The sequence below is a fragment of the Candidatus Thiothrix phosphatis genome, assembly GCF_035668035.1.
Lineage (GTDB): Bacteria > Pseudomonadota > Gammaproteobacteria > Thiotrichales > Thiotrichaceae > Thiothrix > Thiothrix phosphatis.
The window spans coordinates 130,785-154,059 of sequence record NZ_JAYMYJ010000152.1 but is presented as its reverse complement, the minus strand read 5'-3'; the positions used below and the strand labels follow the sequence as shown (position 1 = coordinate 154,059).

22 protein-coding genes are annotated in these 23,275 nt (G+C 50.9%); 6 read left to right on the top strand and 16 right to left on the bottom strand.

The features are described 5' to 3' along the window. Nucleotides 1-16: 16 nt before the first annotated feature. The 10 genes from VSS37_RS20145 to rpsF all read right to left on the bottom strand — a co-directional run bounded on the left by VSS37_RS20145 (nucleotide 17) and on the right by rpsF (nucleotide 8,750). Nucleotides 17-1,111, bottom strand: a complete 1,095-nt coding sequence (locus VSS37_RS20145; protein ID WP_324698134.1) for an OmpA family protein — start codon at nucleotides 1,109-1,111, stop codon at nucleotides 17-19. A 273-nt stretch (nucleotides 1,112-1,384) separates the two neighbouring features. Next, entirely contained in the window at nucleotides 1,385-1,732 is a 348-nt protein-coding gene (locus VSS37_RS20140; RefSeq protein ID WP_324698133.1) for a hypothetical protein, read from the bottom strand. A 126-nt stretch (nucleotides 1,733-1,858) separates the two neighbouring features. Further along, a complete protein-coding gene (locus VSS37_RS20135) occupies nucleotides 1,859-2,548 on the bottom strand; it encodes a response regulator (protein ID WP_324698131.1) in 690 nt (229 codons plus the stop codon). Between the two features lie 12 nt (nucleotides 2,549-2,560). Further along, entirely contained in the window at nucleotides 2,561-4,033 is a 1,473-nt protein-coding gene (locus VSS37_RS20130; protein WP_324698129.1) for an ATP-binding protein, read from the bottom strand. Between the two features lie 74 nt (nucleotides 4,034-4,107). Further along, complete coding sequence (locus VSS37_RS20125; protein ID WP_324698127.1) at nucleotides 4,108-4,872, bottom strand: hypothetical protein; 765 nt, start codon at nucleotides 4,870-4,872, stop codon at nucleotides 4,108-4,110. 87 nt (nucleotides 4,873-4,959) lie between these two features. Then, nucleotides 4,960-6,036 (bottom strand): alanine racemase, encoded by a 1,077-nt coding sequence (gene alr / locus VSS37_RS20120; RefSeq protein WP_324698125.1) that lies wholly within the window; start codon nucleotides 6,034-6,036, stop codon nucleotides 4,960-4,962. A 26-nt stretch (nucleotides 6,037-6,062) separates the two neighbouring features. Beyond that, entirely contained in the window at nucleotides 6,063-7,445 is a 1,383-nt protein-coding gene (gene dnaB / locus VSS37_RS20115; protein ID WP_324698123.1) for a replicative DNA helicase, read from the bottom strand. Between the two features lie 149 nt (nucleotides 7,446-7,594). Then, nucleotides 7,595-8,041, bottom strand: coding sequence for a 50S ribosomal protein L9 (gene rplI / locus VSS37_RS20110; RefSeq protein WP_324698121.1), 447 nt, complete (start codon nucleotides 8,039-8,041; stop codon nucleotides 7,595-7,597). Nucleotides 8,042-8,105: 64 nt separating this feature from the next. After that, nucleotides 8,106-8,333, bottom strand: a complete 228-nt coding sequence (gene rpsR / locus VSS37_RS20105; protein WP_324698120.1) for a 30S ribosomal protein S18 — start codon at nucleotides 8,331-8,333, stop codon at nucleotides 8,106-8,108. 24 nt (nucleotides 8,334-8,357) lie between these two features. Continuing rightward, the gene (gene rpsF, locus VSS37_RS20100) at nucleotides 8,358-8,750 is read right to left on the bottom strand and encodes a 30S ribosomal protein S6 (protein ID WP_324698119.1); all 393 of its coding nucleotides are present in this window, start codon (nucleotides 8,748-8,750) and stop codon (nucleotides 8,358-8,360) included. Nucleotides 8,751-8,992: 242 nt separating this feature from the next. On the opposite strand from rpsF, the gene VSS37_RS20095 reads away from it, so the two are divergent. The 6 genes from VSS37_RS20095 to VSS37_RS20070 all read left to right on the top strand — a co-directional run bounded on the left by VSS37_RS20095 (nucleotide 8,993) and on the right by VSS37_RS20070 (nucleotide 14,854). After that, nucleotides 8,993-9,829, top strand: a complete 837-nt coding sequence (locus tag VSS37_RS20095; protein ID WP_324698118.1) for a serine/threonine protein kinase — start codon at nucleotides 8,993-8,995, stop codon at nucleotides 9,827-9,829. 31 nt (nucleotides 9,830-9,860) lie between these two features. Then, on the top strand, nucleotides 9,861-10,175 hold the full coding sequence (locus tag VSS37_RS20090) for a hypothetical protein (RefSeq protein ID WP_324698116.1): 315 nt from the start codon (nucleotides 9,861-9,863) through the stop codon (nucleotides 10,173-10,175). 104 nt (nucleotides 10,176-10,279) lie between these two features. Then, nucleotides 10,280-10,831 (top strand): exosortase H, encoded by a 552-nt coding sequence (xrtH, locus tag VSS37_RS20085; protein ID WP_324698114.1) that lies wholly within the window; start codon nucleotides 10,280-10,282, stop codon nucleotides 10,829-10,831. Further along, complete coding sequence (locus VSS37_RS20080; protein ID WP_324698113.1) at nucleotides 10,828-11,475, top strand: exosortase H-associated membrane protein; 648 nt, start codon at nucleotides 10,828-10,830, stop codon at nucleotides 11,473-11,475. The genes xrtH and VSS37_RS20080 overlap by 4 nt, the downstream gene beginning before the upstream one ends. A 165-nt stretch (nucleotides 11,476-11,640) precedes the next feature. Next, nucleotides 11,641-13,287 carry a N,N-dimethylformamidase beta subunit family domain-containing protein gene (locus tag VSS37_RS20075; RefSeq protein WP_324698111.1) on the top strand — a complete coding sequence of 549 codons (1,647 nt, stop codon included), beginning with the start codon at nucleotides 11,641-11,643 and terminating at the stop codon, nucleotides 13,285-13,287. 184 nt (nucleotides 13,288-13,471) lie between these two features. Then, the gene (locus tag VSS37_RS20070; RefSeq protein WP_324698110.1) at nucleotides 13,472-14,854 is read left to right on the top strand and encodes a Na+/H+ antiporter NhaC family protein; all 1,383 of its coding nucleotides are present in this window, start codon (nucleotides 13,472-13,474) and stop codon (nucleotides 14,852-14,854) included. On the opposite strand, the gene VSS37_RS20065 is transcribed toward VSS37_RS20070, so the two are convergent. From VSS37_RS20065 to VSS37_RS20040, 6 genes are all read right to left on the bottom strand, one after another. Beyond that, nucleotides 14,840-15,814, bottom strand: a complete 975-nt coding sequence (locus VSS37_RS20065) for a hypothetical protein (protein ID WP_324698109.1) — start codon at nucleotides 15,812-15,814, stop codon at nucleotides 14,840-14,842. The two genes, VSS37_RS20070 and VSS37_RS20065, sit on opposite strands and share 15 nt — an antisense overlap. A 59-nt stretch (nucleotides 15,815-15,873) precedes the next feature. Beyond that, the gene (locus VSS37_RS20060; RefSeq protein WP_324698107.1) at nucleotides 15,874-17,727 is read right to left on the bottom strand and encodes a transglycosylase SLT domain-containing protein; all 1,854 of its coding nucleotides are present in this window, start codon (nucleotides 17,725-17,727) and stop codon (nucleotides 15,874-15,876) included. Between the two features lie 413 nt (nucleotides 17,728-18,140). Then, nucleotides 18,141-18,977: a ferritin-like domain-containing protein gene (locus VSS37_RS20055; RefSeq protein WP_324698105.1), complete on the bottom strand. Its 837-nt coding sequence runs from the start codon at nucleotides 18,975-18,977 to the stop codon at nucleotides 18,141-18,143. Next, on the bottom strand, nucleotides 18,977-20,110 hold the full coding sequence (locus VSS37_RS20050; protein ID WP_324698104.1) for a glycerate kinase type-2 family protein: 1,134 nt from the start codon (nucleotides 20,108-20,110) through the stop codon (nucleotides 18,977-18,979). The genes VSS37_RS20055 and VSS37_RS20050 overlap by 1 nt, the downstream gene beginning before the upstream one ends. 13 nt (nucleotides 20,111-20,123) lie before the next feature. Then, the gene (locus VSS37_RS20045) at nucleotides 20,124-20,729 is read right to left on the bottom strand and encodes a hypothetical protein (protein WP_324698102.1); all 606 of its coding nucleotides are present in this window, start codon (nucleotides 20,727-20,729) and stop codon (nucleotides 20,124-20,126) included. Beyond that, nucleotides 20,729-23,170, bottom strand: coding sequence for a penicillin-binding protein 1A (locus tag VSS37_RS20040; RefSeq protein WP_324698101.1), 2,442 nt, complete (start codon nucleotides 23,168-23,170; stop codon nucleotides 20,729-20,731). The genes VSS37_RS20045 and VSS37_RS20040 overlap by 1 nt, the downstream gene beginning before the upstream one ends. Nucleotides 23,171-23,275 lie beyond the last annotated feature (105 nt).

The following is a 23,275-nucleotide window of genomic DNA, read 5'->3' as shown; positions in this document are numbered from 1 at the left end:
TACAACAAATTGTCCGTTAATGGATGATCATGACGTCAACACGACGGTTATTTTTACGCCCTTCTTCGGTTGCATTGGTATCGATTGGCTCCAAGTCCCCCATGCCCATAATGCTCAGGCGACGCCGGTCAATTCCCAGTTTCACCAATGCCGCGCCCACCGCATTGGCGCGCAACAAGGAGAGTTCAGTATTGCGGCCAGGTATGCCAGTCTCATCGGTATGCCCCCGGATCAGGAGTTTGATATTGGGAAAAGTATGCAATAAAGCAGCTATTTCCCTGATTGGCTGCTCAGAAGCCGCATCAAACTGGACTGACCCCTTACTGAAAGTGATCTTGTCGGAAATGATCGGCTTGTCCACTGCGTCTTGGTTGATGGCCTGCAAAAGCTCCGCCGCAAAGCCTGTTTCGCCAATAGCCACTTCACCGCCATCCGGAAGCTTATACTCTGCTGCCTGCACAGGCTGGCTAACAGGAGCCTCAGTGGAAGATGGAGCTGGCGTATGGGTTTCTGCTTCAGCTTTGAAGGCATCAGGGTCAACCGGGGTGACTTCCAAAAAGGCCGTCCCGATGGCGGGCTTCCCTGCTGGGGCTGCATCCAAAAAGGCCGTTTCGGGGGCGGGCTTCCCTGCTGGGGCTGCATCCAAAAAGGCCGTTTCGGGGATGGGCTTCTCTGTCGGGGCAGCATCAGCAACCACCACAGGCTCTACCGGCGTTGATGCCACTGGATTGCTATCGGCAGCTTTTTCCACCGCCGACTGGGCAGGCGTGGAAGAATTCTGCCCTGAACCAAGCGTGGCTTGAATTGGCGCAGGTGGCAAAGCGGCGGGCGGAACAGCCTTTTCCATCGTTGCCGTCGCAGGCGCGTTTCCTTCCGCTCCAGTGGCGGCGGCAGTTTCCTGGGCAGCGGCGTTGAATTCCAACTTATCCTGCCCTACCACAACGGCAAAGGGACCGGCGGGCTTAACTGTGGCGGCAGTTTCTGCGTCTATATTCCAACCATAGTTCAGAAACCAATACAGCAGCCCGAACAACAGGATAACAACGCCAGCAATGGCATATTCCTGATACGGGTTCAGATCGTCATCATTATCCGTAGTGATATTCGTCATACCTGCCTTCCTTGCCAAAATAATAACCTTTATTATTCAAATAGCTGAATAACAAGAATTAAAAGCACATCGCATAAAAAGTCGAGAAAATAAAATCACGACAGCTCAATCAGCATGGAATATGGATCAAATAAAAAGGTCAGATGGCGATTACCCGACCTATAAGCGCACAAAGCGGATTAACGGCAACAAAAAAGAAAGGCGGCCATCAGGCCGCCCCAAGCGAGGTGAAATATGACTCAAACGTAGACCAAGAGAACTTCTGACTAAAACTTAAAAGGTGGTGCCCGCAGCAGGCGCAGGCCTGTTTTGCATGCGCTGTTGGGCTTTTTGCATGCGTTCTTGACGCTTCTGCTGGATTTCCGCAAATTTGGTTGCCTGATCAGGGGTCAACAATGCTTGGATGCGCTGGTTGGTTTCCTCACGCAGGGCGTCCATCTTCGCTTTCTGTTCCTGCATGATGACGTCTACTTGGCTGGCCTGCACATCACTCAGGCCCAGCGCCGTTTTTAAACGGTCCATACCCTTGCCGCCAAAGCCACCGCCAAAACCATGGTCGGCCATCGCCACAGTTGCGCCAAGCATGGCGGCCAATGCCGTAACGACCAGTACTTTTTTCATTTCAAATGCTCCGTAGTAAATTGCAGATTTTGTAGTTCGGCTCAGAATATTGCTGCTTTCGACAAGGTGAAGGTTACGCGTGGATTGCGCACAAAATTTGCCGCAATTGTGCAAACAATGTGAAAGTCACGATTCGAATTTGTAGCCGACCGAATAGACGGAGTGGATGAGCTCCTGGCCAGGAAGGATTTCTGCCAGTTTTTTACGTAATTTTTTAATGTGGCTGTCAATAGTGCGGTCAGAGACGATGCGGTTGTCGGCATAAACCTTCGACATCAGTTGGTCACGCCCGAAAATCCTGCCCGGATGCTGCAACAGCGTGGCCAGCAGTTCAAACTCCACCAACGTCAGCGTGATTTCCTGTTCCCCAGACCTGGCCAACAGGCGGTCACGATCCAGCTCCAGCAACGACATTTCCGGGCTTGCCGTGTGGCTGTCAGCAGCTTGGGAAAACGCCTGCAACCGCCGCAGGATGGACTTGACGCGGGCGACCACTTCGCGTGGGCTGAAGGGTTTGCAGATATAATCGTCAGCACCCAGTTCCAACCCCAATAAGCGGTCAATTTCTTCCACCCGCGCGGTCAGCATAATGATAGGGACAGGGGAAAACTGGCGGATTTCCTTACAGACCTCCAGGCCATCCTTACCTGGCAACATCAGGTCGAGCAAAATCAAGGTAGGATGCTCATTGCGCACCCAGTCACTGACGCCAAGGCCCGTATTAAGCCAATGGGTGCGGTAATTGGCGCTATTCAGGTATTTTTGCAACAAATCAGCGATTTTAGGTTCGTCTTCTACAATCAGGATGTGATCCATGATGAATGTCCATCAATTTTCCATCGGCAGGCGTATGCGGATCGCCACCCCACCCAAAGTCGAATGGGCAGCGCTAATGTCGCCATCGTGCGCTTCCACGATACTGCGGCAAATGCTCAACCCCAACCCTGCCCCGCCAGTCGCACGGTTACGGGAGCTTTCCACCCTGTACAAACGCTCAAACAGGCGCGGCAAGGCTTCATCCGGGACACCGGGCGGGGAGTCTTCAAACAAAAGCTCCACCGAGCCAGTTTTTATTTGGGTGCTGACGCGCAGTTGCCCCGGCATATCCGTATAGCGCAGGCTATTTTCCAGCAGGTTCTTGAACAATTGCTGCAAGCGTTGCGGGTCGCCCTGCACATAGACCGGCGTCAACGCGATGCAGATGGTGTCAACCTGCAATTCACGCTCGTGTAACGGCCCCCCATGCAACACCAGCGTTTCCCGCAACAGGGCGATAATGTCAATTTTTTCCTTGTGGTAGCTGAGTGCACCACTATCGGACATGGACAAGTCGTAAAGGTCACCCACCAACCGCTCCAAATGGCTGACCTCCTGGTGCAGGGAGGCAAACGTAGTGGCGTCCGGCTGATTGATTCCGTCCTGCAAAGCCTCAATTTCCCCGCGCAGGATGGAAAGTGGCGTGCGCAACTCGTGGGCGATGTCAGCAATCCATTGCTTGCGGGAATTTTCGTTTTGCTGCAAGCGCTCCGCCAGCTTGTTGAAATCACGGGTAAGATCGGCCAATTCATCCCGCCCGGCCGCTTTCATGCGCAGGGCGTAATTGCCATCTGTCAATTGCCGCGCGCCATTACGCAACGCCTGAATAGGTTTTCCCAAATGGCGGGCGAACAAAAACGCCAGCAGCGCAGTCACTGGCAACGTCAGAAAACCAATGATCCACAAGGCGCGTTGCAGGTGGTCGGCAAACTCCACATCCACTTTCTCGGTCAAGCGCTGCCGCCGGTACATCCCCAAATAACCAACGACTTTGTTTTTCGATTTGAGTTCATGCAGCTTATCCGGTTCGCCAAGCCGTGGGTTACCCTTGATCAGCTTGTGATGTTCGTCTTGCAGGATGATCCTGCTGACAAAGCGGTCGACCCGCTGCATGATGTGCGGCCTGGGCGGGGGAAGACCGCCAAATTCAAGCTCATCCCGAAAAGGCGGCGGCGGCGGGGGCTGTGGCGGATCATCCGCGCCATCCCCATTGGCCGGGAAAAAACTGCTGCGCAATGCCGAGCGCAACAAGGATTCCCACAAGCGCGGATCATTTTCCAACGCTGCCCAGCCACCTGAGGTTTCGTAGACATTGACCAGATTGGTTTCAAGCTGGGTCAGGGAGCGGTTTTCCTGCTCATTCAGATAATCCAGGAAACTGCGTTTGAATTTAAACTGCACCATTCCCGCCACTCCGCCAATGGTGAGCAGGCAAGCGAAAAAAATGGCTATAAACAGTTTGGTGCGGATACTCAGGTTAATCATGCGGGGTTGGACACTTACACGCCATAAATAGTTGCAAGTCTACCACTCCGCCATTATTAACCCCGATTAAATTTTTACATTTTCACTTCCAGCCAGACATGCCCCTTGCTGCCGGATTTTTTCACCTGCACAACCTCAACTTCATCACCTACCGCCAGATTGCCAATGGTTTTGCCCAATGCGCCACTGCCGCTTTTTTTGCCCGGAGGGTTGTCGCGCACGGTAGCGCCCCATGTCAGGACATAACGCCCGCCACTGGCAGGCAGTTCAGCCCCCAGCTTCAACCCCTGTTCCGACCACTTGCCATTGGCAAACTGGCCAGCGTAAATCCAGCCGGTGCGCCCTGGCTTTTGTTGGGTTTGGTGATCTTCCGGCGGCGTATTGGTTTCATTAGGGGCGGCACCTGACACATCTGATGGCGGAGCTCCAGCATCCACTTGCGCAGATTCTGCGCTAGCGGCAGGCGCAACGTCAGCAGCTTGTGGGGCAGGCGTGCTGTTCCCCATTTGGGCAGAAGCAACTGCGGCAGAAACTTTTGTGTTATCCGCAGCCACATCCAAAGAAGCCAGCTCCATCGCTGTCGCTGTGTGGGATGCGCTGGCCTGAAGGATAGACGGCGGTGGCGGTGGTGAGGCCAGTGGTTGGGAAAGGGAAGCAGGAACAGCGTCAGGTGGCACATCCGCAAACATGGCACTGGCATGACTGTCTGCGCTAATGACTTGGGAAAAAAGAACCGCCATTCCGGTCATCAACAAAGTAGCCCCAATAACCAACCCAATCAATTCCCGCTTCATCTGTTCACTGCGGCTGGAAACCCTATTGTATTTTTGTGTTGTCATGTCGAAGCCCTTCCATGCCTAAATTTATTTCACACTGCATAGTGTGGCAAATTTTTGCATGCGTCACTGTGACAACGATCACTTCATTTATAAAACATATTTATGCATGCAAAGATTGCCTGCATTGCAAAGCAATTCATAACTGATGGTGCCCGCCGCCCGCGCCACGCGGTCAACAGAAAGGTGTTTTCCCCACAACTCCACCTGATCACCGACCCGCGCCTCAATGCCTGTCAGGTCAATCACGATCATATCCATGGCGACCCTCCCCAGGAGACGGGTTTCCTTGCCATTGACCCAAACCGGCGTACCCGTAGGCGCATGACGCGGATAACCATCCGCATAGCCAATGGCAACCACACCTGTGCGGGTGTCTACCGGACAGATCCAACTTGCGCCATAGCCAATGCTTTCGCCTTTAGGGATGGTGTGGATGGAAATCAGTGGCGCAACCAACGTCATGGCTGGTGCCAAGCCATCTTGCTTGGCGTCGCCATCAACAAATGGGGAAGATCCATACAGCATAATGCCGGGCCGCACCCACGTCACATGTGTCTGGGGCCAACCGAGGATGCTGGCCGAATTACCGACACTGCGCGGAGCCTGGAGACCATCAGTATAACGGGCAAATTGATCCAGTTGATGTTGCGTATGCGGATTACCCAACTCATCTGCACAAGCCATATGCGTCATCAGCCAAGGGGTAGGCTTGACATTGGGATGCTTGCTCAGACGGTCAAATAAATGATGCGCCTGCTCCACTGGAAAACCCAGCCGGTGCATGCCTGTATCCAGTTTCAAGGCGACATCCAGCTTGAGGGAAGCAGGGGCGCTATCCAGCAAATCCAGTTGGCGCCAGTCATGGATAACAACCCGCAACCGGTGTTCCGCTGCCGCCTTCATCCCCTGTAGGCTGTTAAAGCCTTGCAGGACAAGGATCGGGTGAATGAAACGGGCCTGACGCAACTCCAACGCCTCGGGCAGGCAGGAAACCGCAAAACCATTGGCGTGGCTGAGGGTCTCCGCAACCTTAAGCATATTATGCCCATAAGCGTTGGCTTTGATCACCGCCATCGCCAAACTGCCGGACGCAGCCTCACGGCAGCGGCTCAGGTTATGCCGCAAGGCGGAAGCATCAATAATGGCGCGGGCGGATCGTTTCATGCAGGCAGTGTAACGATTTACGTTGCTTATTCAAATCCCGGTGTATACATATCGGGGGTAAAATTCTCGAAACGGGTATATTTGCCAAGAAATGTGAGCCGCACCGCACCAATCGGGCCATTACGCTGTTTGGCGATAATGATTTCCGCAACACCCTTGTCGGGGGATTCCGGGTTGTACACTTCGTCGCGGTAAATAAAGATGATGACATCAGCATCCTGCTCAATCGCACCAGATTCCCGCAAATCCGACATGACCGGACGCTTATTGGGACGCTGCTCCAAACTGCGGTTAAGCTGGGAAAGCGCAATGATTGGCACACTCAGTTCCTTCGCCAAGGCTTTTAATGAACGCGAAATCTCCGAAATTTCCGTCGCACGGTTCTCACTGGAGGAACCTGTTTGCATCAGTTGCAGGTAATCGAGCACAATCAGCCCAAGCTGGCCATGTTCCCGCATCAGCCGCCGGGCGCGGGCGCGCACTTCGGTGGGGGAAAGCGCTGGGCTATCATCGATAAACATGGGCACATCCGCGAAAATTTTCACGGCAGTCGCAATGCGCGGCCAATCTTCATCCAGCAGCTTGCCGGTACGCACTCGGTGCTGGTCGACCCGCCCCATGGATGAAAGCAGGCGCAACACCAATTGCTCGGCGGGCATTTCCATGCTGAAAATGGCGGTCGGCAATTTCTTGTGGGCGGCGGCGTATTCAGCAATATTCATCGAAAAGGTAGTTTTTCCCATGGAAGGCCGCCCTGCCACAATCACCAAGTCACCTTTCTGCAGCCCAGAAGTCATTTCGTCCAGATCCGCATAGCCAGTGGAAACCCCTGTGATATTGCTGTTGAGCTTGCTCAACTCCTCAATATGCTCAAGGGTGGCCTTAAGCAGCTTTTTCAGCGGCTTGAACACTTGCCCTTGTTTGGCACCTTGCTCCGCAATCTTGAACACTTTTTGCTCCGCCTCATCCAGCAACTCCTTGCTGGGCCGACCCTGGGCGGTAAAGGCGGAATCAGCAATGCCCGTACCCACACTGATCAATTGGCGCAGAATGGATTTCTCGCGCACAATCTCTGCATACGCACGGATATTGGCGGCGCTGGGTGTATCCTTCGCCATGGTGGCGAGGTAAGCGAAACCACCGGCGTTTTCCAGTTCCCCACGCTGTTTCAGCCACTCGGAAACCGTCACCAAATCCAATGGCTTGGTATCCTCCGCCAAATCGGCGAGGGCGCGGAAAATCAAACGGTGGTCTTGCCGGTAGAAATCCCCCTCCATCACCTTGTCAGCAATGGTGTCCCATGCCGCACTATCATTAGCCAGCCCGCTCAACAGCAGCCCGCCCAACACAGATTGTTCGGCTTCAATGGAGTGGGGAGGAATTTTAAGTGAATCGTAAGAATCTGCCATCTGGCAAGTTTAGCGGAAATCAAAACCAAAATCAGAGGAAAGAATGCTGAATGATTTACGCACAAAATATGCTCAATAAAAATAAAAATGCCCCGTAAGGCAGCATACTTTACGGGGCATAATTTTTCAGGTTAACGATGTAGGCAGAATTATTCCGCCTCAACGATCACCTTGACAGTGGCATCAACCTCAGTATGCAGATGCAGGCCAACCTCAAACTCACCCAAATGGCGGATTGGGCCTTGCGGCATACGGACTTCACGGCGTTCCACGTCAACACCGGCAGCCTGGATAGCTTCAGCAATTTCAATATTGGAAACGGAACCAAACAATTTGCCTTCGTTTCCAGCCACTGCCTTGATGGTCAGCACCATATCCGCCAGTTGGTCACGGCGCGCTTGGGCGGCTTTCAATGTAGCATCAGCCTCCGCCTCCAGCTCTGCGCGGCGAGCTTCAAACTCGTCCACGTTAGCCTTAGTGGCCGCTTTGGCTTTTCCCTGAGGAATCAGATAATTGCGGGCATAACCGGGACGCACGGAAACGACATGGCCGAGAGCGCCCAGATTTTCTACTTTTTTCAGAAGGATAACTTCCATCTTAATCACCTTGTCTGCGCACAAATAGAATGCATTTGTGCGTGAGTTAAGCTTTTACAGCACTTTATTTGTGCTGATCCGTGTATGGCAACAACGCCAGAAAACGCGCGCGCTTGATCGCAGTCGCCAGTTGACGTTGATAATTGGCTTTGGTTCCAGTAATGCGGCTGGGCACGATTTTGCCGGTTTCGGTAATAAAGCTCTTCAGGATGTCGAGATCCTTGTAATCAATTTCGGTAATGCCTTCAGCCGTGAAACGGCAGTATTTTTTGCGGCGGAATTGACGTGACATATTATTTCTCCAGATCAGCCGTAATTATTCATCGCCGTCTGATGATTCGTCATCATCAGACACTTCTTCTTCACGCATGCGCCGGGCAGGTTTGCCTTCACTTTCTTTCTTCAACGGCGAAGGTTCGGTGATGACCTTGTCCATTTTGATGGTGATATTGCGAATAACGGCGTCATTGAAACGGAAGATACTTTCCAGCTCAGCTAAGGTTTCTGCGCCGCATTCAATGTTCATTAGCACATAGTGCGCCTTGTGCAGCTTGTTGATGGGGTAAGCCAACTGGCGACGGCCCCAATCTTCCAAACGATGAACTGCACCGCCACTCTCCTGCACCATGCTCCGGTAGCGTTCCACCATTGCAGGCACCTGTTCGCTCTGATCCGGGTGAACCAGAAAAACAATTTCATAATGTCTCATTAACAGTCGTCCTTTCGGTTTGACAGCCTCCCCTCAAGGGTGAGGCAAGGATTTCAGGGCATTTGCCCCCATGGAAAAACGCGGAATTATTAGGGAGCTGGGTAAGTTTGTCAATTCATACCACAAGCAATTTCCAGAGCCAGGAAGCAGAATCATACGCATTTGCCGTTCATGTCCTACACTACCCATATTCGAGGCATCCAACATAAAAGGGCGAACATGAATAAAATAGGAGCATCCCAGTGTTGCAGCATGCTGTAGAACGATATCCGCTTGATTTGCCCGGTTATCAATTCTTGAAAGTGCTGCATGACAGCGAAAACGCCATTATTTTTCTTGCCCATAATCCGACGGGGTTACAGGTTGTCATTAAACGTTTCAAATTTAATGCCGCCAAACTGGATAAAAAACTGATAGATGAATTCTTGATGGAAACCTGGGCGCTTGAATTGCTCGGGCACCGTGGGCTAGTCAGGCCTCTGGAAGCTGGCGTATGTTCGCAGGCGCTTTATATGGTCATGGAATATGTTCCTGGCAACACCCTCAGGCGTCACCTAACGCTCACGCCCTTACCCTCACAAGAACAGGCATTGCGTTGGTTTGAAGAAATTGCGCTCGCCTTGGAAGCCATCCATAGCATTGGCTTGCTGCATCAGGATTTGAAAACCTCCAACATTCTGCTTAGGCTTGATGGCTCACTGGCCCTGCTGGATTTTGGCCTAGAAACCCGTCTTTTGGTGGCGACCGGTTTCATGCGCACCGACGAAATATACTGCACACCTTATTATGTCAGTCCTGAGCGCATCATGGGGGATCCGCCGGACGAGCGTTCTGACCTCTATTCCCTAGGGATAATACTGTATGAATTACTGGTCGGTCACAAACCATACGAATCGAAATCCCTAACGGAACTCCTGAAAAAACATGCAGTTGCAAAAATTCCAATGCTACCAGACAAGCTGCGCGACTATCAGTCATTGATTATCGGGTTACTGGCAAAATTCCCAGAAAATAGGATACAGTCTGCATCCGAAGTGGTACGATTGTTGCATAAGATACAATCACAGCAAAAAGCATAGTTGCAGCTTGTAAGATCAGGAGTACGGGATCATGAATAATCAAACAAAATGCATTAACATAAAGACGATAGATTGTGAGCAGTCATTGGCATTCCGGTTCATGCGCACCGCCAAGTGGGTGGCGTTATTATTGATGATAGGAATCGGGGCAGGCAGCGCCTATATCCAATTCCAGCATCAGCAGAACGTCAATTGGATGTTTTTTAGTATCTGCATGGTTTGCGGGATTATTTTGTTTTGGATTGGCCATAGCATCATGATCAGTGAATGCGTAACCAAACGGCGTTGCGGAAGCTGCGGCAAGGTGTCCCCCATGAGTGGGGGTGTGCCGATACGCCAGATATAAAAGCACTCATGCCGTATGGGCGTTGCCCTTACAAAATCAGGGCTACCATTCCAGGCAACTATCAACTAAAATAATTGCTCAGATAAAAATAAAGTGCATGAATTATGTTACGTTTTCTGCTCATTTTCTTGTTGATACAGGGCGCACTGTTTGGGGTTGAAATGCTGCAACCCGTACAAAAATCCATCATCCTACCGTGGACAAGTTTGCTGGCGGATAGCAGCAGTTGGCTAATGTCGGCATTTGACCCCAATATCGCAACCAGCGGCAAAGTAGTGCGCAGCACCCTAAACGGCTTTGCCGTTTCCATTGAACCTGGGTGCAATGGCGTAGAAGCCATGATTGTCTTGCTAGCGGCCATTACCGCGTTTCCTGCCCCACTGACCTATAAAATCAAGGGGTTAATATGGGGGTTCATCGCCATCCAAGGAATGAACCTATTGCGAATAATCAGCTTGTTTTATTTAGGGCAATGGAGCCAAACATTGTTTGACTGGGCGCATCTTTATATTTGGCAAGCACTCATTATGCTGGATGCATTGATCGTTTTCCTCATCTGGATTCGGTATATACCAGGGGAAAACCAACCGCCCTCCCCTCCAAACGCTGAAAACCCGCAAGATCACAACGGCCAAGCAGTCGAGAGCATCGCATGACAATGCAACCCCTACACCGTTTTATGCTGGGAGTTTTGCTTTTCTTCCCGTTAACCTTTTTTATCTGGTATATGGGAGCCAGCCTGCATCTAGCGCCAATCACATTGCTAACCGGAAAACTGCTGAATTGGCTGACACCAGAAGCCCTGATGTGGTTGAAACTGGATGGGCACACATTGGTATTAGCCTCCAATTTCGGACGTGACCTTACTGGGGCAGTCACATCCCCCCCTCCAGGAGAGGATGTATTGGGCTTCCATCTAAACCCATTGGTCTATAGTTACAGCTTGCCATTGCTAGCCTCTCTAATCCTAGCCACTCCTGACCCAAACAAGTGGGGCAAACTAGCCTGGGGAATGGCAATGATTTTGCCATTAGAAGTTTTCAGTATGTTTTTCAGTGTATTAAAAACCCTGACTTTTGATGTCGGCCCAGCCTTTCAAATGCAACAAGGACTCTCGCAGGCAGGTGTTGACTCGATTGCACTTGGGTATCAGATCGGCACCCTGTTGTTGCCCATGATTGCGCCATTGATAATTTGGGCCACACTGAACAAAAACTTCCTCATTACTCTTGCCCCTCATTTGGAGCAAGCGCTTGCCCCTAAAAAATCTTCACTCTCATCCTTCGATCAGAAGCCATGACAGCTTGCCAGCCTCCCCCCTCCTCTCATCAGCTTGTAGGTGTCAATAACAAAAGAACAGCATTTAATTAACACAATCTTGTCTTTTGTCATACAATAAATGGCCTTATAACCCCAATGAACATAGGAAAGCCTAACAACAGGCGCATCCAGGAGAACAATTTCAATGGCTAATATTCACACTCCACAACACCGGCCTGCCGCCTCCAACAAACTGTCACCTAGGCTAACCAGACTATCCGGGCTATTAGCCCTGATGCTTTCATCAGGCGCTCATGCCGTTTCTTGTGACTTCAAAAATGGCGATGTTTTCACTGAGATTTGTGGTTATATTGAAGTGGATGGTGCCCAGATTGGTGGGCAAATGAAAGTGCACGTATCCAGCACCACATCCAATTTCAATGTCTACATCAAGCGCGCTGGCAAAGACAATCCAAACCTTCAGTCCTCTTCATTCAGTGGGGCCGGTAACTACAACCCAGGCAACACAACCTATAATGGCCTGAATTGGGGATCAGCCTATACTATCGGCATCCCTTCAAGCTGGAACAGCGGCATCTACGAGGTTTCATTCAATAATGGCAAAGGCAGCTACTCCGAATTTGTAGCAGTCAAATCGAACCAGCCAGGCAATTATTCAAAAATTCTTGTGCTTGACAGCCTGCCCACCAAAATCGCTTATTCCCCGATCGGTGGGAAATCCATGTATGCGTTCAACTCAATCAATGGACAAGCATCAGCTGAGGTGTCCATGGAACGTCCGACTGGAAGAGGTCAATGGGCCGAACACCGTGAATTCGTCAATTGGCTAGACAAAAAAAGCATTCCTTATGAAGCTGCATCCATGATGGACCTGCAAAGGGATCCATCGCTATTAAACCACTATAACCTGGTTATTTTGGTTGGGCACAATGAATACTGGACCAAAGAGATGCGCGCAAGTTGGGATAGTTATTTAGCTGCTGGTGGCAATGGCGCCATTTTCAGCGGCAATACCATGTGGTGGCAGGTGCGTTTCAGTTCTGATTATAAGCATCTGATTTGCTACAAAAATGCGTACACTGATCCCCTATATGGCCAAGACAACAGCAGAGTCACCACCAACTGGTTCAAAGATCCCGTTAACAAACCAGAAAACCTGTCCACTGGCGTCAGTTTCAGGCACGGCGGCTACCACAACTACACAGAAAATGGTGTGCAATACTATGTCAAAAATAGCGCCACTGATGATGGTTCCTATGGAGGATTCAAGGTGGCTGATGCCTCTCATTGGGCATTCGCCAATACCGGCTTGTCGAATGGAAACGTTTTTGGGCGCACCAATGCCATAGCCGGATATGAGGTTGATGGCGCACTGTACCAGATGGCCAATGGCAAACCAGTCGTCACCGGGGCGGATGGGACACCAACCAACTTCCAGATTCTGGCGACCACTCCTGCATACGCCTACAACTCACCATCTGGAGTGCCTGGAGTTGTATACAACAACTACAATGGGCAAGGATGGGGAACGATTGGCGTCTTCAAACCTTCCGCCAACAGCGGTACAGTATTTGTTGCGCCGAGCATTGATTGGGCGGAAGGATTATCTGACACACAAGTGAGCCGCATTACTGAAAATGTCATTAATCAATTGAAAAACAGAGGGCAGATCAATACGGACAACAATAGCGGAACATCAGGCGGTAGCTCATCAGGCAACACATCGACTGTCGTGCAAACCCGCAATGACAGCGGTGGCGGTAGCTTTCCAATTATAGCTTTACTGCTTGGATTATTATCTGCCCTTACACTGAAAAAAAGAAAATTTTGAGGTATAAATTTGTCGGACTGCCCAATAATGGGCAGTCTTCGACCTTAAACAGCCCTCCTATTGGCTTACCAAAAACAAACAAGACAAACACACTTCGCTGACGTTGCTGGATACTGACAGTTTTATCTATTTCAAATGCGTGATTATGTTATGCTCTGCCGATTTGATCCATTTGGACGAATGAATGGAATTTGGCTCATTGTCAGTATTACCTCCCCTACTGGTTATCGTATTGGCAATTATGTCTCACGATGTTGTTATCTCACTATTGGTTGGCATTTTTTCTGGACATTTAATAGTCAACAACTTTAATTTACTGAATACGATCATCGCACTCCTGGACAATATCATTGACCTATTTGCCGAAGGATGGATTGTCAAAACCTTGCTGTTTTCGCTGATGGCGGGCGCAATTATGCGCTTGTTGATTGATAGCGGCGGCACTGCCGGACTACTGCACTTCCTGACCCAGAGAAGTCGCACCATTCGTTCAGGCAAAGGCGCATTACTGCTTGCCTATGTCATTGGGTTGCTAATTTTCATCGAATCATCCATCGCATCATTAGCAGCTGGCACTGTAACCCGCCCATTATGTGATAGATTTGGCACTTCAAAACAAAAACTTGCTTATATTTGCGACTCCACATCAGCGCCAACCTGCTCTTTGATTGCCCTGAATGGATGGGGAGCATTGTTAATCGGACTAATAACGACCCAAGTAACAGACGGCATGTTGAGTGGCAATCCAACCCGATTATTCATTGGGTCGATTCCATTTAATTTTTACGCTTGGATTACCCTTATTATAGCACTAGTTGTGATCCTGAAAGGTTGGGATATAGGCGTCATGCGTGAATACGAACACCACGCAAAACCCACTAAGCCCGCTCATTCCCCAGCTGGAACCCATCTTAGCCGAATATTGATTCCGCTCTCTGTTCTGATCGGAATGATGCCAATATCGTTATATTACACCGGTCACGGCAATCTTATGGAAGGCAATGCCCCAAGCTCAGTCCTTTATGCCGTACTAGCCAGCTTGTTCGTTTCTTTTTTGCAGTATGTTATCTTAGGCAACGGAATGAACCGGGCAGAATGGTTTAAGAGCTTTTACCATGGACTTAGCGAAATGCTGCCCATTGTGCTAATTCTTGTGCTTGCCTTTTCCATCAGCGACATAACCAAAAACATGGGTACTGGCCAGTATCTCGCCTCTCTCGCTACAGGAATTATTACTCCCAGCATAATTCCTGTCATTGTATTCCTATTATCTGGCGCTATTACTTTCGCCACAGGCACAAGCTGGGCTACTTTTTCCATTATGCTACCCATTGGCGTCAGTCTAGCCGTCACAACCGGAGCCAATGTAGAATTGGTTATTGGGGCGGTGGTTTCAGGTGGGGTTTTTGGCAATCACTGCTCCCCTATTTCAAACACCACCATCATTTCATCCATGGTTACAGGCTGCGAACTTATCGAACACGTTAACTCCCAATTGCCTTACGCACTGATTGGCGGTGGCATTGCAAGCGGACTGTTCATAATCGCGGGACTATTGTTGGTCTGAAACAGGATCCTTGTCTTTTTTCCAGGATTCCAAACTGACGACTTTATCGGGGTTATCGCCTTCTTCCCCCACAACATGGGCATGCCCCAATAGCACAGAAGGATTACCGGCCAGAAACTCACGCATCAGGCGTAATTTTAGGCTGTTAGGAAACTTGCTGTGGGCTTGGTCATTTTCGAGCGCTTCGGCCTCCTCTTCCGTCAGCGAATTAACCAGCTTTTCCCAACGCTCGCTCAGGGCCCTCTCAATTTTATCACTATCGGCTTCCAACTTAGCCAACACTTCATCCGGTAAGGAATTAAGATAATCATCAATATTCCCTAGAATTCGGCCAAAACGCGCCTCCAGCAATGCCCGCAAAACTTCATCCGTCCACTGCTCTTCTGCTTGTTTGGCAAAAACATCCGTATCAACAACCAACATCCCATCAGGACTCACAGCCCCAGACGCCTCACCGTAACGCCGCCATAAAATATGCAACTGCGGCAGGAACTGCTCCAATCGCAAACTATCATCCACTGGCTTCGGTAAAAATGTTACAGGCTTAAACTGAGGATATAACTGACAAAATTGATACAAAGCGCTGACATACTGGAAGGGATTGAAACTTAACGTAATGACATTTTCATCAAACTCATCCAACGGCTCCCCATCATCATCCGCAAGTTCAATATCCAGAAAAGGCTCGTAATGCTCAAAAACGATGTCCCAAAGTATCCGGTCATCACGATGACGCACAAAAACGGCGGATTCAACCTGGAATTCTGGCAAATCCAGGGTCGTATTTACGATCCAGTAATCCCCAGTTGCTTGGGCACTGCGAACAAGGGCACGGAAATCCAGCAATCCAAACGGGATTTCCATAATATGATTAGGGTGGCTATATCCCTCCAGCACAACCAGCTGTACTGACGGCAATCCACCCTCCAGCGTGACAACGAATGAGAGTGATTCTTCCATTTTCGCATTCTACCAAAACATGGCGGAATACAGTGAACATTTCATAGTGGAGATACTGGCTACATTCTAGAGCATTCGCCTACTTTCAGCCGACTTCCAGGTCTTGGAGCTGCACTTGTTGGTGATATATTACTCAATCTGCTAATGTCCAAGACGCTCACACCAAGCTGGGCAGCTATTGATTCCAAGGTTTCCCCTGCCTGGACAGTATAGAAAAACGCCCCATAACGCCCATTCCCTTGTAGCTGTGCAAACATGAAAAGGGATTGAGGAAATATATCACAACGTGGTAATCCAACTGGCGCTGGCGCAACATCCACAGCTTCTCGTCCAACAGCTTCATTCAGCGCAGCAGGCGCAACCCCTGCGCCTGCTTCAACAGTCTCAGCCACTGGCATAGCCATCGCCATAGGCTGTTCCGACTCCGTAACGGCACTGATGCGCTTAACCCTCACTATCCCTTGATCAAGTGCAGAAATCAGCTTCGCACTGGGCTGGGCGTCTGGTTGCTTCAATGTATCCGCTGCTTTTTCGCTACGCAAATACGCCAATGCCAATTCTGGCTGCTGCCCAGCCGCTGGCGGGACTGAAGGCTGTTCATGTAATGCGACTTGTTGCCCCTGTGGTAGGATTTCAGTGCTGCTTGGAGCCACAGCAGCAGGTTGCATCGACACATCATCAGACATCCCTTGCGCCAGAGAAGTGCTTTCCAAAGATTCGCCCCGCAAACCTGCCTGATAATTCTCTTCAGCCCGCCCCCAGTCAGCCAGCAACAATTGGGCGGCCTGAGCGGCTTGGCCACCTTTTTCCAACCTGACCAAGTTAGTCAGGACATTCTGTATATAGCCTCTTGTTTCCGTAAAGGAAATAGTGACTGGCGCGCCTCGTTCTATCCTGCCAGCTCCCGCATTGTAGGCGGCAATGGCATGGGTAATGCTGCCGTTGTACATTCTTAGCAAGTACCCTAAATATCGAGAGCCCGCGTTGATATTTTCTTCTGGATCAAAAATGTCAAATACGCCAAGCTCTTCCGCAGTCGCAGGCATAAGTTGCATTAACCCAGCAGCACCTTTTGGAGACACAACCATTTCACGATAACAACTTTCAGCGGCAATCACCGACTTAATCAAGGCCGGACTTATCGCATGGCGCTTCGCCGCCCGCTTAATAATATCCTGATAAGGCGCAGCCTTAGCCTCCATCGCTTTGCCACTGAGTCCGCCACAACCCCGCAACTCTTGTGTTCGTGGGTAATGCACCTTAGCTATCCAGGCCTTTAGCCATTTCGCATTAGCCTTTTGCTCATTGGTAGGAGGCAAAGCCAAAAGGGCCTGATGGTAATCCTGCTCAGATTTACCCCAATCCTCTAGTAGTAATAGAGCCTGACGGTTGGCCTTTTTATTGTTTTCCAACTGCAACCAAACACCGAGTATCCGTGTGGCCGTCTCACGCGCTGCCTTGAAGGGCGTTGTAATGGCTTCATGTTGCCATTCCCACCCTTCATTGGCGCTATAGGCGGTGACAACTTCAGCAATACTATTTTGGTAACGCTTCTGCAGATAACTGAGGTAGCGGGTTCCCGCATCAATATTGGTATTTGGATCAAACACATCCAGTGCACCGAACCGCTTTGCCGTATCTGGCATGAGCTGCATCAAACCAATAGCACCACTGTCAGACGCCGCCGCTGGCTCAAAACAACTCCCTGCTGCAATCACTGCCTTAATCAAGGCAGGGCTAACATCATATCGTTTGGCGGCCTGACGGATTTCCACCTGATAAGGCTCCGCTTTTTTCTGAAGCGCTTTGGTGCTTGCATGCAGGCACTCATTTGCTTCATCAGCATGCAAATCCATTGAGCACGCACCCAAAACCAACATCAACCAAACCAGTTTTTTATTTATTTTGCGCATGACAAAACCACCAGAAGTGACACGAACTCGACCATTTAGTTAGAAAATACCATGACAGAAAAGTTCACCGATATTTATAGACAACTCATGGGGTTCTTTGCGAATTGTCTCTTTCTATCAATATAATTATATTAATTAATTTATGCAATTAATAATACATAATCTGCCATGTTTGCTGAAGACACTGAACAGCTAAAAGTCTGCTCCAAAGCCGAAGAATATGCTTCCGGAAATGTGGGCAACGGCCAACAGCCCCTGATAAACGGCCGGATTGAATAATTTTCTAGAACATAAAAAAGGCGAGTAGGCACTCCTGAGATGCATCCATGGATGCTCGCCAAAGAAAAACACCCATGAAAATATTGATTAAACATTAATCTTCTTAAAATATTTTATCTTATTAATCCTCGATATTAGCGAGAATGGGAAATTTCCATCATCCAGGCCCTTTCCATTTCCAGCAACTGCTCCAGCTCTGTAGCGCTAAAACCGGCCTGCAAACGCGCTTCCGTATAAAATGGCCCACGCAATGGGGCCTGCATCACATCCCGTAGCAACTGGCGGAAAGTGCTCTCAGGCTCCAACCCCCGCTGCCCGCAACAATGGCGGAACCAATGGGAGCCGATACGCACATGACCGATTTCGTCCCTCAGAATGATTTCCAGAATCTCAACCGATTGCACATCCCCAACCTCACCCAAACGCGCCATCATACCGGGCGTCACATCCAAACCACGCGCTTCCAGCACCCTTGGCACCAACGCCATCCGCACCATGACATCGTAATCGGTCTTGCAGGCCTGTTCCCACAAACCGTTATGTGCGGGCAGATCGCCATAACGGCAACCAAAATCCAACATCCGTGCTTGCAGCAGTTGAAAATGGCCAGCCTCTTCCGCCGCAACCTGCAACCAGTCACCATAATAAGCATCCGGCATGCTGCGAAAACGGTAGACCGCATCCAGCCCCAGATTGATGGCGTTGAACTCGATGTGGGCGATGGCGTGCAACAAAGCCCGCCGCCCTTCCTGAGTCGTCAACTGCCGTTGCTTCACATGTTTGGGATGCACCAGTTCTGGCTTGGCGGGACGCCCCGGAACCGGCACCGGCTGCACTGGACAATCAGGCGAATCTATGCGCACCAGCATTCCTGCCAGCCAATCGGCATGAAGCTGGGCGGCACCGGCAAGTTTCTGCTCAAGATTGGTTTGCATCAGGCAGGCATAGGCTGCGGCGTAGAGATTTTGCATTACACTTTCAGACCGATGATGACATCCATGACGTTGGTGCCCGTTGGCCCTGTATGGATCAGATCCCCGCTGGCGTCAAGGAATGTACCGGCATCAGCAGCCTGCAAACAAGCCATTGGGTCAAGATTGGCGTATTTCCCACGCCGGATGCTTTCGCCATCAACCAATGCGCCTGCATCCCCGGTAACGCCATCCGTACCATCCGTGCCCGCCACCAGCAGATAAATGCGTTCACCCGGCAAGATGTGCAAAGCAGCGGCAAGGGCTAGCTGCTGGTTGCGCCCACCATGTCCGGGTTGTTCAGGCAGCTGAACCGTGGTTTCCGCTCCCCACGCATAAATTCCCGGAACACTATTGCGCAAGTGTTCGACGCACAAATGAGCGACAACCTCGGCATTGCCCTCAAGAAACTCCGGCATAATGGTGATTGGCAAATCTGTGGGCGTTGCCGCCATCGCCGCCAGCAGCTGCCGGTTACTGGCGACAATTTCCCAATCAAAATCATCCTCAGGCGGAGGAAAAAGCAAACCGGAGCCAATAACCAACGGATCATCGCCTGGAACATCAGAGATCAACAAACAGCTCACTGGACACTTGCCAAGATAATTCCAGAGCTTGCCGCCCTTGATCAGGGATAAGTCACGGCGCACGGCGTTTATTTCACTGATGGAAGAACCATCCGCCAGCAACGCCTGAGTCGTTTCTTGCAGCCGTTCCAATGTCCAGCCATCCTGGAGCACTTCGACCAAACTGGATGTGCCGCCGGAAATCAGGAACAGGACAGGCTCGTTTTCAGGAAGGTTTCGCAACCAAGTGACCAGAGCCTGGCCAGCCTGCAAAGAAGATTCATCGGGAACCGGGTGGGAGGATTCAATCACCTGAACGTTGTCCAACCCCTGCCCCAAAGTAGTGACATGTCCTTGTTTGGTAATCACCAAGCCAGTCAACATTGCATCCCGCAAATAACGGGCAGCCCCACTAAACATTGCTTCAGCAGCTTTGCCAATGGCGACAACATGGCGCTGCCCGCGTTTTCCCTGCCGATGCAAAGCCTGATAAACAGCCTGCTCGCCATGAACAGCAGCAAGCCCATGAGCGTATAGCCCTAACAATAAAGCGCGCTGATCAGTCATGATTATAACCTGATCACTCAGCCAGCAACGCCGCCACTTTCTTGCGGTCTGCACGCTTCATCGCCTTGCCAGTAACCGGGCTGATAGGCGCACTGGCAAAACGGTCATCATGCGGAAACACCATTAACTCGACCTCCACATCGTCGACATAGAAACGCAGCAGCGGGAAGTATTCCTGTTTTTTGCTCCCCAAACGGGTCTTCCGCTCATGTATCTGAAACGGAATATGCTGATCTTCGAGGAAAAACATCACCTCTTCCACACTATCTGCAGACAGAAACAGGGTGACTGCGGAATGCGGGCTGGAAGTCCCCTCCAACGCCGCCCCGGTCAGATAAGGATGATAAGCCTGTAGAAAATCCATAGCTTCCAATGCCACTTCCCGATGGTGGAGTAACAAGACTGGCTGGGATTCAGCGTCAAACAGGCGGATGTGCTGATGGATCGCGGCCTCAACCTCTTCATTGGAGGGTTGCGCACTACCATTATGGGCATTTACCCCCAACTGTTCAGCCGCCCGCTGTTTGGCTAACCGATAATCACGCATGCCTTCTTCATAAATCAGGCGGGCTGCTTCCTCCGCCACCAAATGGCGAAGTTCCTCTCGTGTATTGCGCATTAGAAAAGCTGCTCGGGGATTTCAACCCGTTCTGGCGGACGGCGGGGAGCCTGAACCTGCTGGACATTCCTGGACGGAGCCAAATCACGCTCATTCTTGTACTGAAAACCGTTGCCGTTGCGTTGCGAACGGGATCTCGCCCTTGTCGAGGTATTGTTATCAGCCGGTTTACCCAAATCAGCCTCCTTAATGTCGACGGGTTTATCCCACTCCTTGGATGGCGTCCCTTCCAAGACCCGGTGCATATAGTCAATCCACATCGGCAAGGCCACATTGGTCGCCGTTTCACCTTCACCCAATTTGGACATGTCATCAAACCCCACCCAGGCGACCGTCACCACATCCGGCGTAAAACCGCAAAACCAGGCATCTTTCTGGTCATTGGTTGTCCCCGTCTTGCCAGCGATATCCTTGCGGTTCAGGCTGCGGCCTGCACGGGCGGCTGTACCAAATTGCGTCACGCCTTGCAGCATGCTGACAATCTCATAATGGGTGCGGCTGTCCAGAATTCGCTTGGCGGCGGGATACACATCTTTATCGCCAACCTTCGGCCCGACAACAGCATCTGTTTCCCAAATAGGTTTATCTGACTTCTTATCTTCTGGCTTCTCGCTTTTTTTATCCTTTGCCTTGTCTTGCTTATTGGCGGATTCCTTGCCATCAACACCTTCGGCACCTGCCCGTTTGTCCTCCGCCTTTTTGATGACACAGGCATCAACCTCGCCTGGACAAATCCTCGGCGAGATTTCCTCAAACAATTTGTTGTGGTTCCTATCCTCAATGCGGGTAATGAAATATGGCTCAATTTTGTATCCGCCATTGGCGAAAGCCGCATACGCTGTCGCCATTTCCATCGGCGTAGTCATGCCCGTACCTAAAGCAAGCGTCAGGTTGGGTGGGAGGTTTTCTTTACGGAAACCAAAACGTGTGGCGAAATCAACCGCATAATTCACGCCAATGCTGCGAAGGAGGCGGATGGAAACCAGATTGCGCGACCGGGCCAACGCTTCCCGTAAGGTTGTCGGGCCGATATACCTGCCGCCAAAATTTTCTGGTTTCCAGTTGCTGCCAGGAATGGTAATGGGCGCATCATTCACCACACTGGCGGGAGTAAAGCCTTTCGCCAGAGCTGCTGAATAGATAATCGGCTTGAAACTGGAACCTGGTTGGCGCAACGCTTGGGTCGCCCGGTTAAATTTGGACTGGTAAAAATCAAATCCCCCCATCACAGCGCGCACTGCGCCATCAGCAGGATCCAAAGACACCAACGCACCCCCAACTTCCGGAATTTGGGCTAGAGTCCAGGTATTTTTTTCCTTGTCAGTCTGACGCACCCGCACAATATCCCCGGCCTTGAGCACATCACTGACCCGGCGGGGAGCCGCCCCACGCCGGTCTTCGCCCTTGAACTCCCGCGCCCACCTGACCGCGTCCATGTCCAGTTGGATACGGGACTCGCCGACCAGCAAATCTGCTGAATTAGCGTCCACCTTCAACACCAGCGCTGGCTGAAGGTCACCGAAAACCGGATAGGTGAAAAGTTTGTCGCGCATGTCGTCTTCAGTCTTCAACTCGCTCAGGTTGACGGTATCCTCCCGGCCGCGATAGCCATGGCGACGGTCATAGGATTGCAGCGCATTCCGCAAGGACGCCGCTGCCTCCGCCTGCCGTTTGGAATCCAGCGTGGTATAAACATGATAGCCCTGAGTATAAGCATTGGCCTCACCAAATCGCTTGACGATCGCTGAACGCACCATTTCCGCCAGATAGGGCGCTTCCGTTTCAATCTCGGTCTTGTGCTGTTGGGCAGTGTTGGGTTCATTGACAGCTATCTGGTAATCCTGTTGGGAGATGTCACCCAGTTCCAGCATCCGTTTCAGGATATAGTCGCGGCGGATCATTGCCCGCTCCGGATTCACAATCGGGTTATACCGTGAAGGCGCTTTCGGCAAACCCGCGATCATGGCGCTTTGCGCAAGCGTCAGCTCACCCAATGGTTTTCCGTAATAGGTTTCCGCCGCAGAAGCAATGCCATAAGCGCGGTTCCCAAGGTAAATCTTGTTCAGGTACAGCTCAAGGATTTCGTCCTTGCTTAAGGTGCGCTCAAGCTTGATCGCCAGCAAGGTTTCCTTGAACTTGCGCTCGAAATTCTTGCCAGAATCCAGGAACGCGTTTCTCGCCAACTGCATAGTGATCGTGCTGGCCCCCTGACTTGCCGAACCAGTCGACAAAACACTATGGACGGCGCGCATCACCCCTTTGAAGTCCACGCCCTGATGCTGATAGAAACGGGCGTCTTCGATGTCAATAAACGCCTGCTTCAGGTTCTTGGGCACTTCACTTAGTTTCACCGGACGGCTGCGCCGCTCACCATATTCGGCCACCAGCTCTTCATCACGGGTATAAATGCGTAAAGGCACCTGGACATCAATTCTGTGCAATTCAGCTTCATTGGGCAACTGGGGCGAGTAATGTGAATACAGCAGGAACAACCCAACCGCCCCCAATGTCAAGAGTGCGAAGAATGCGCCTAATATAATCTGCAG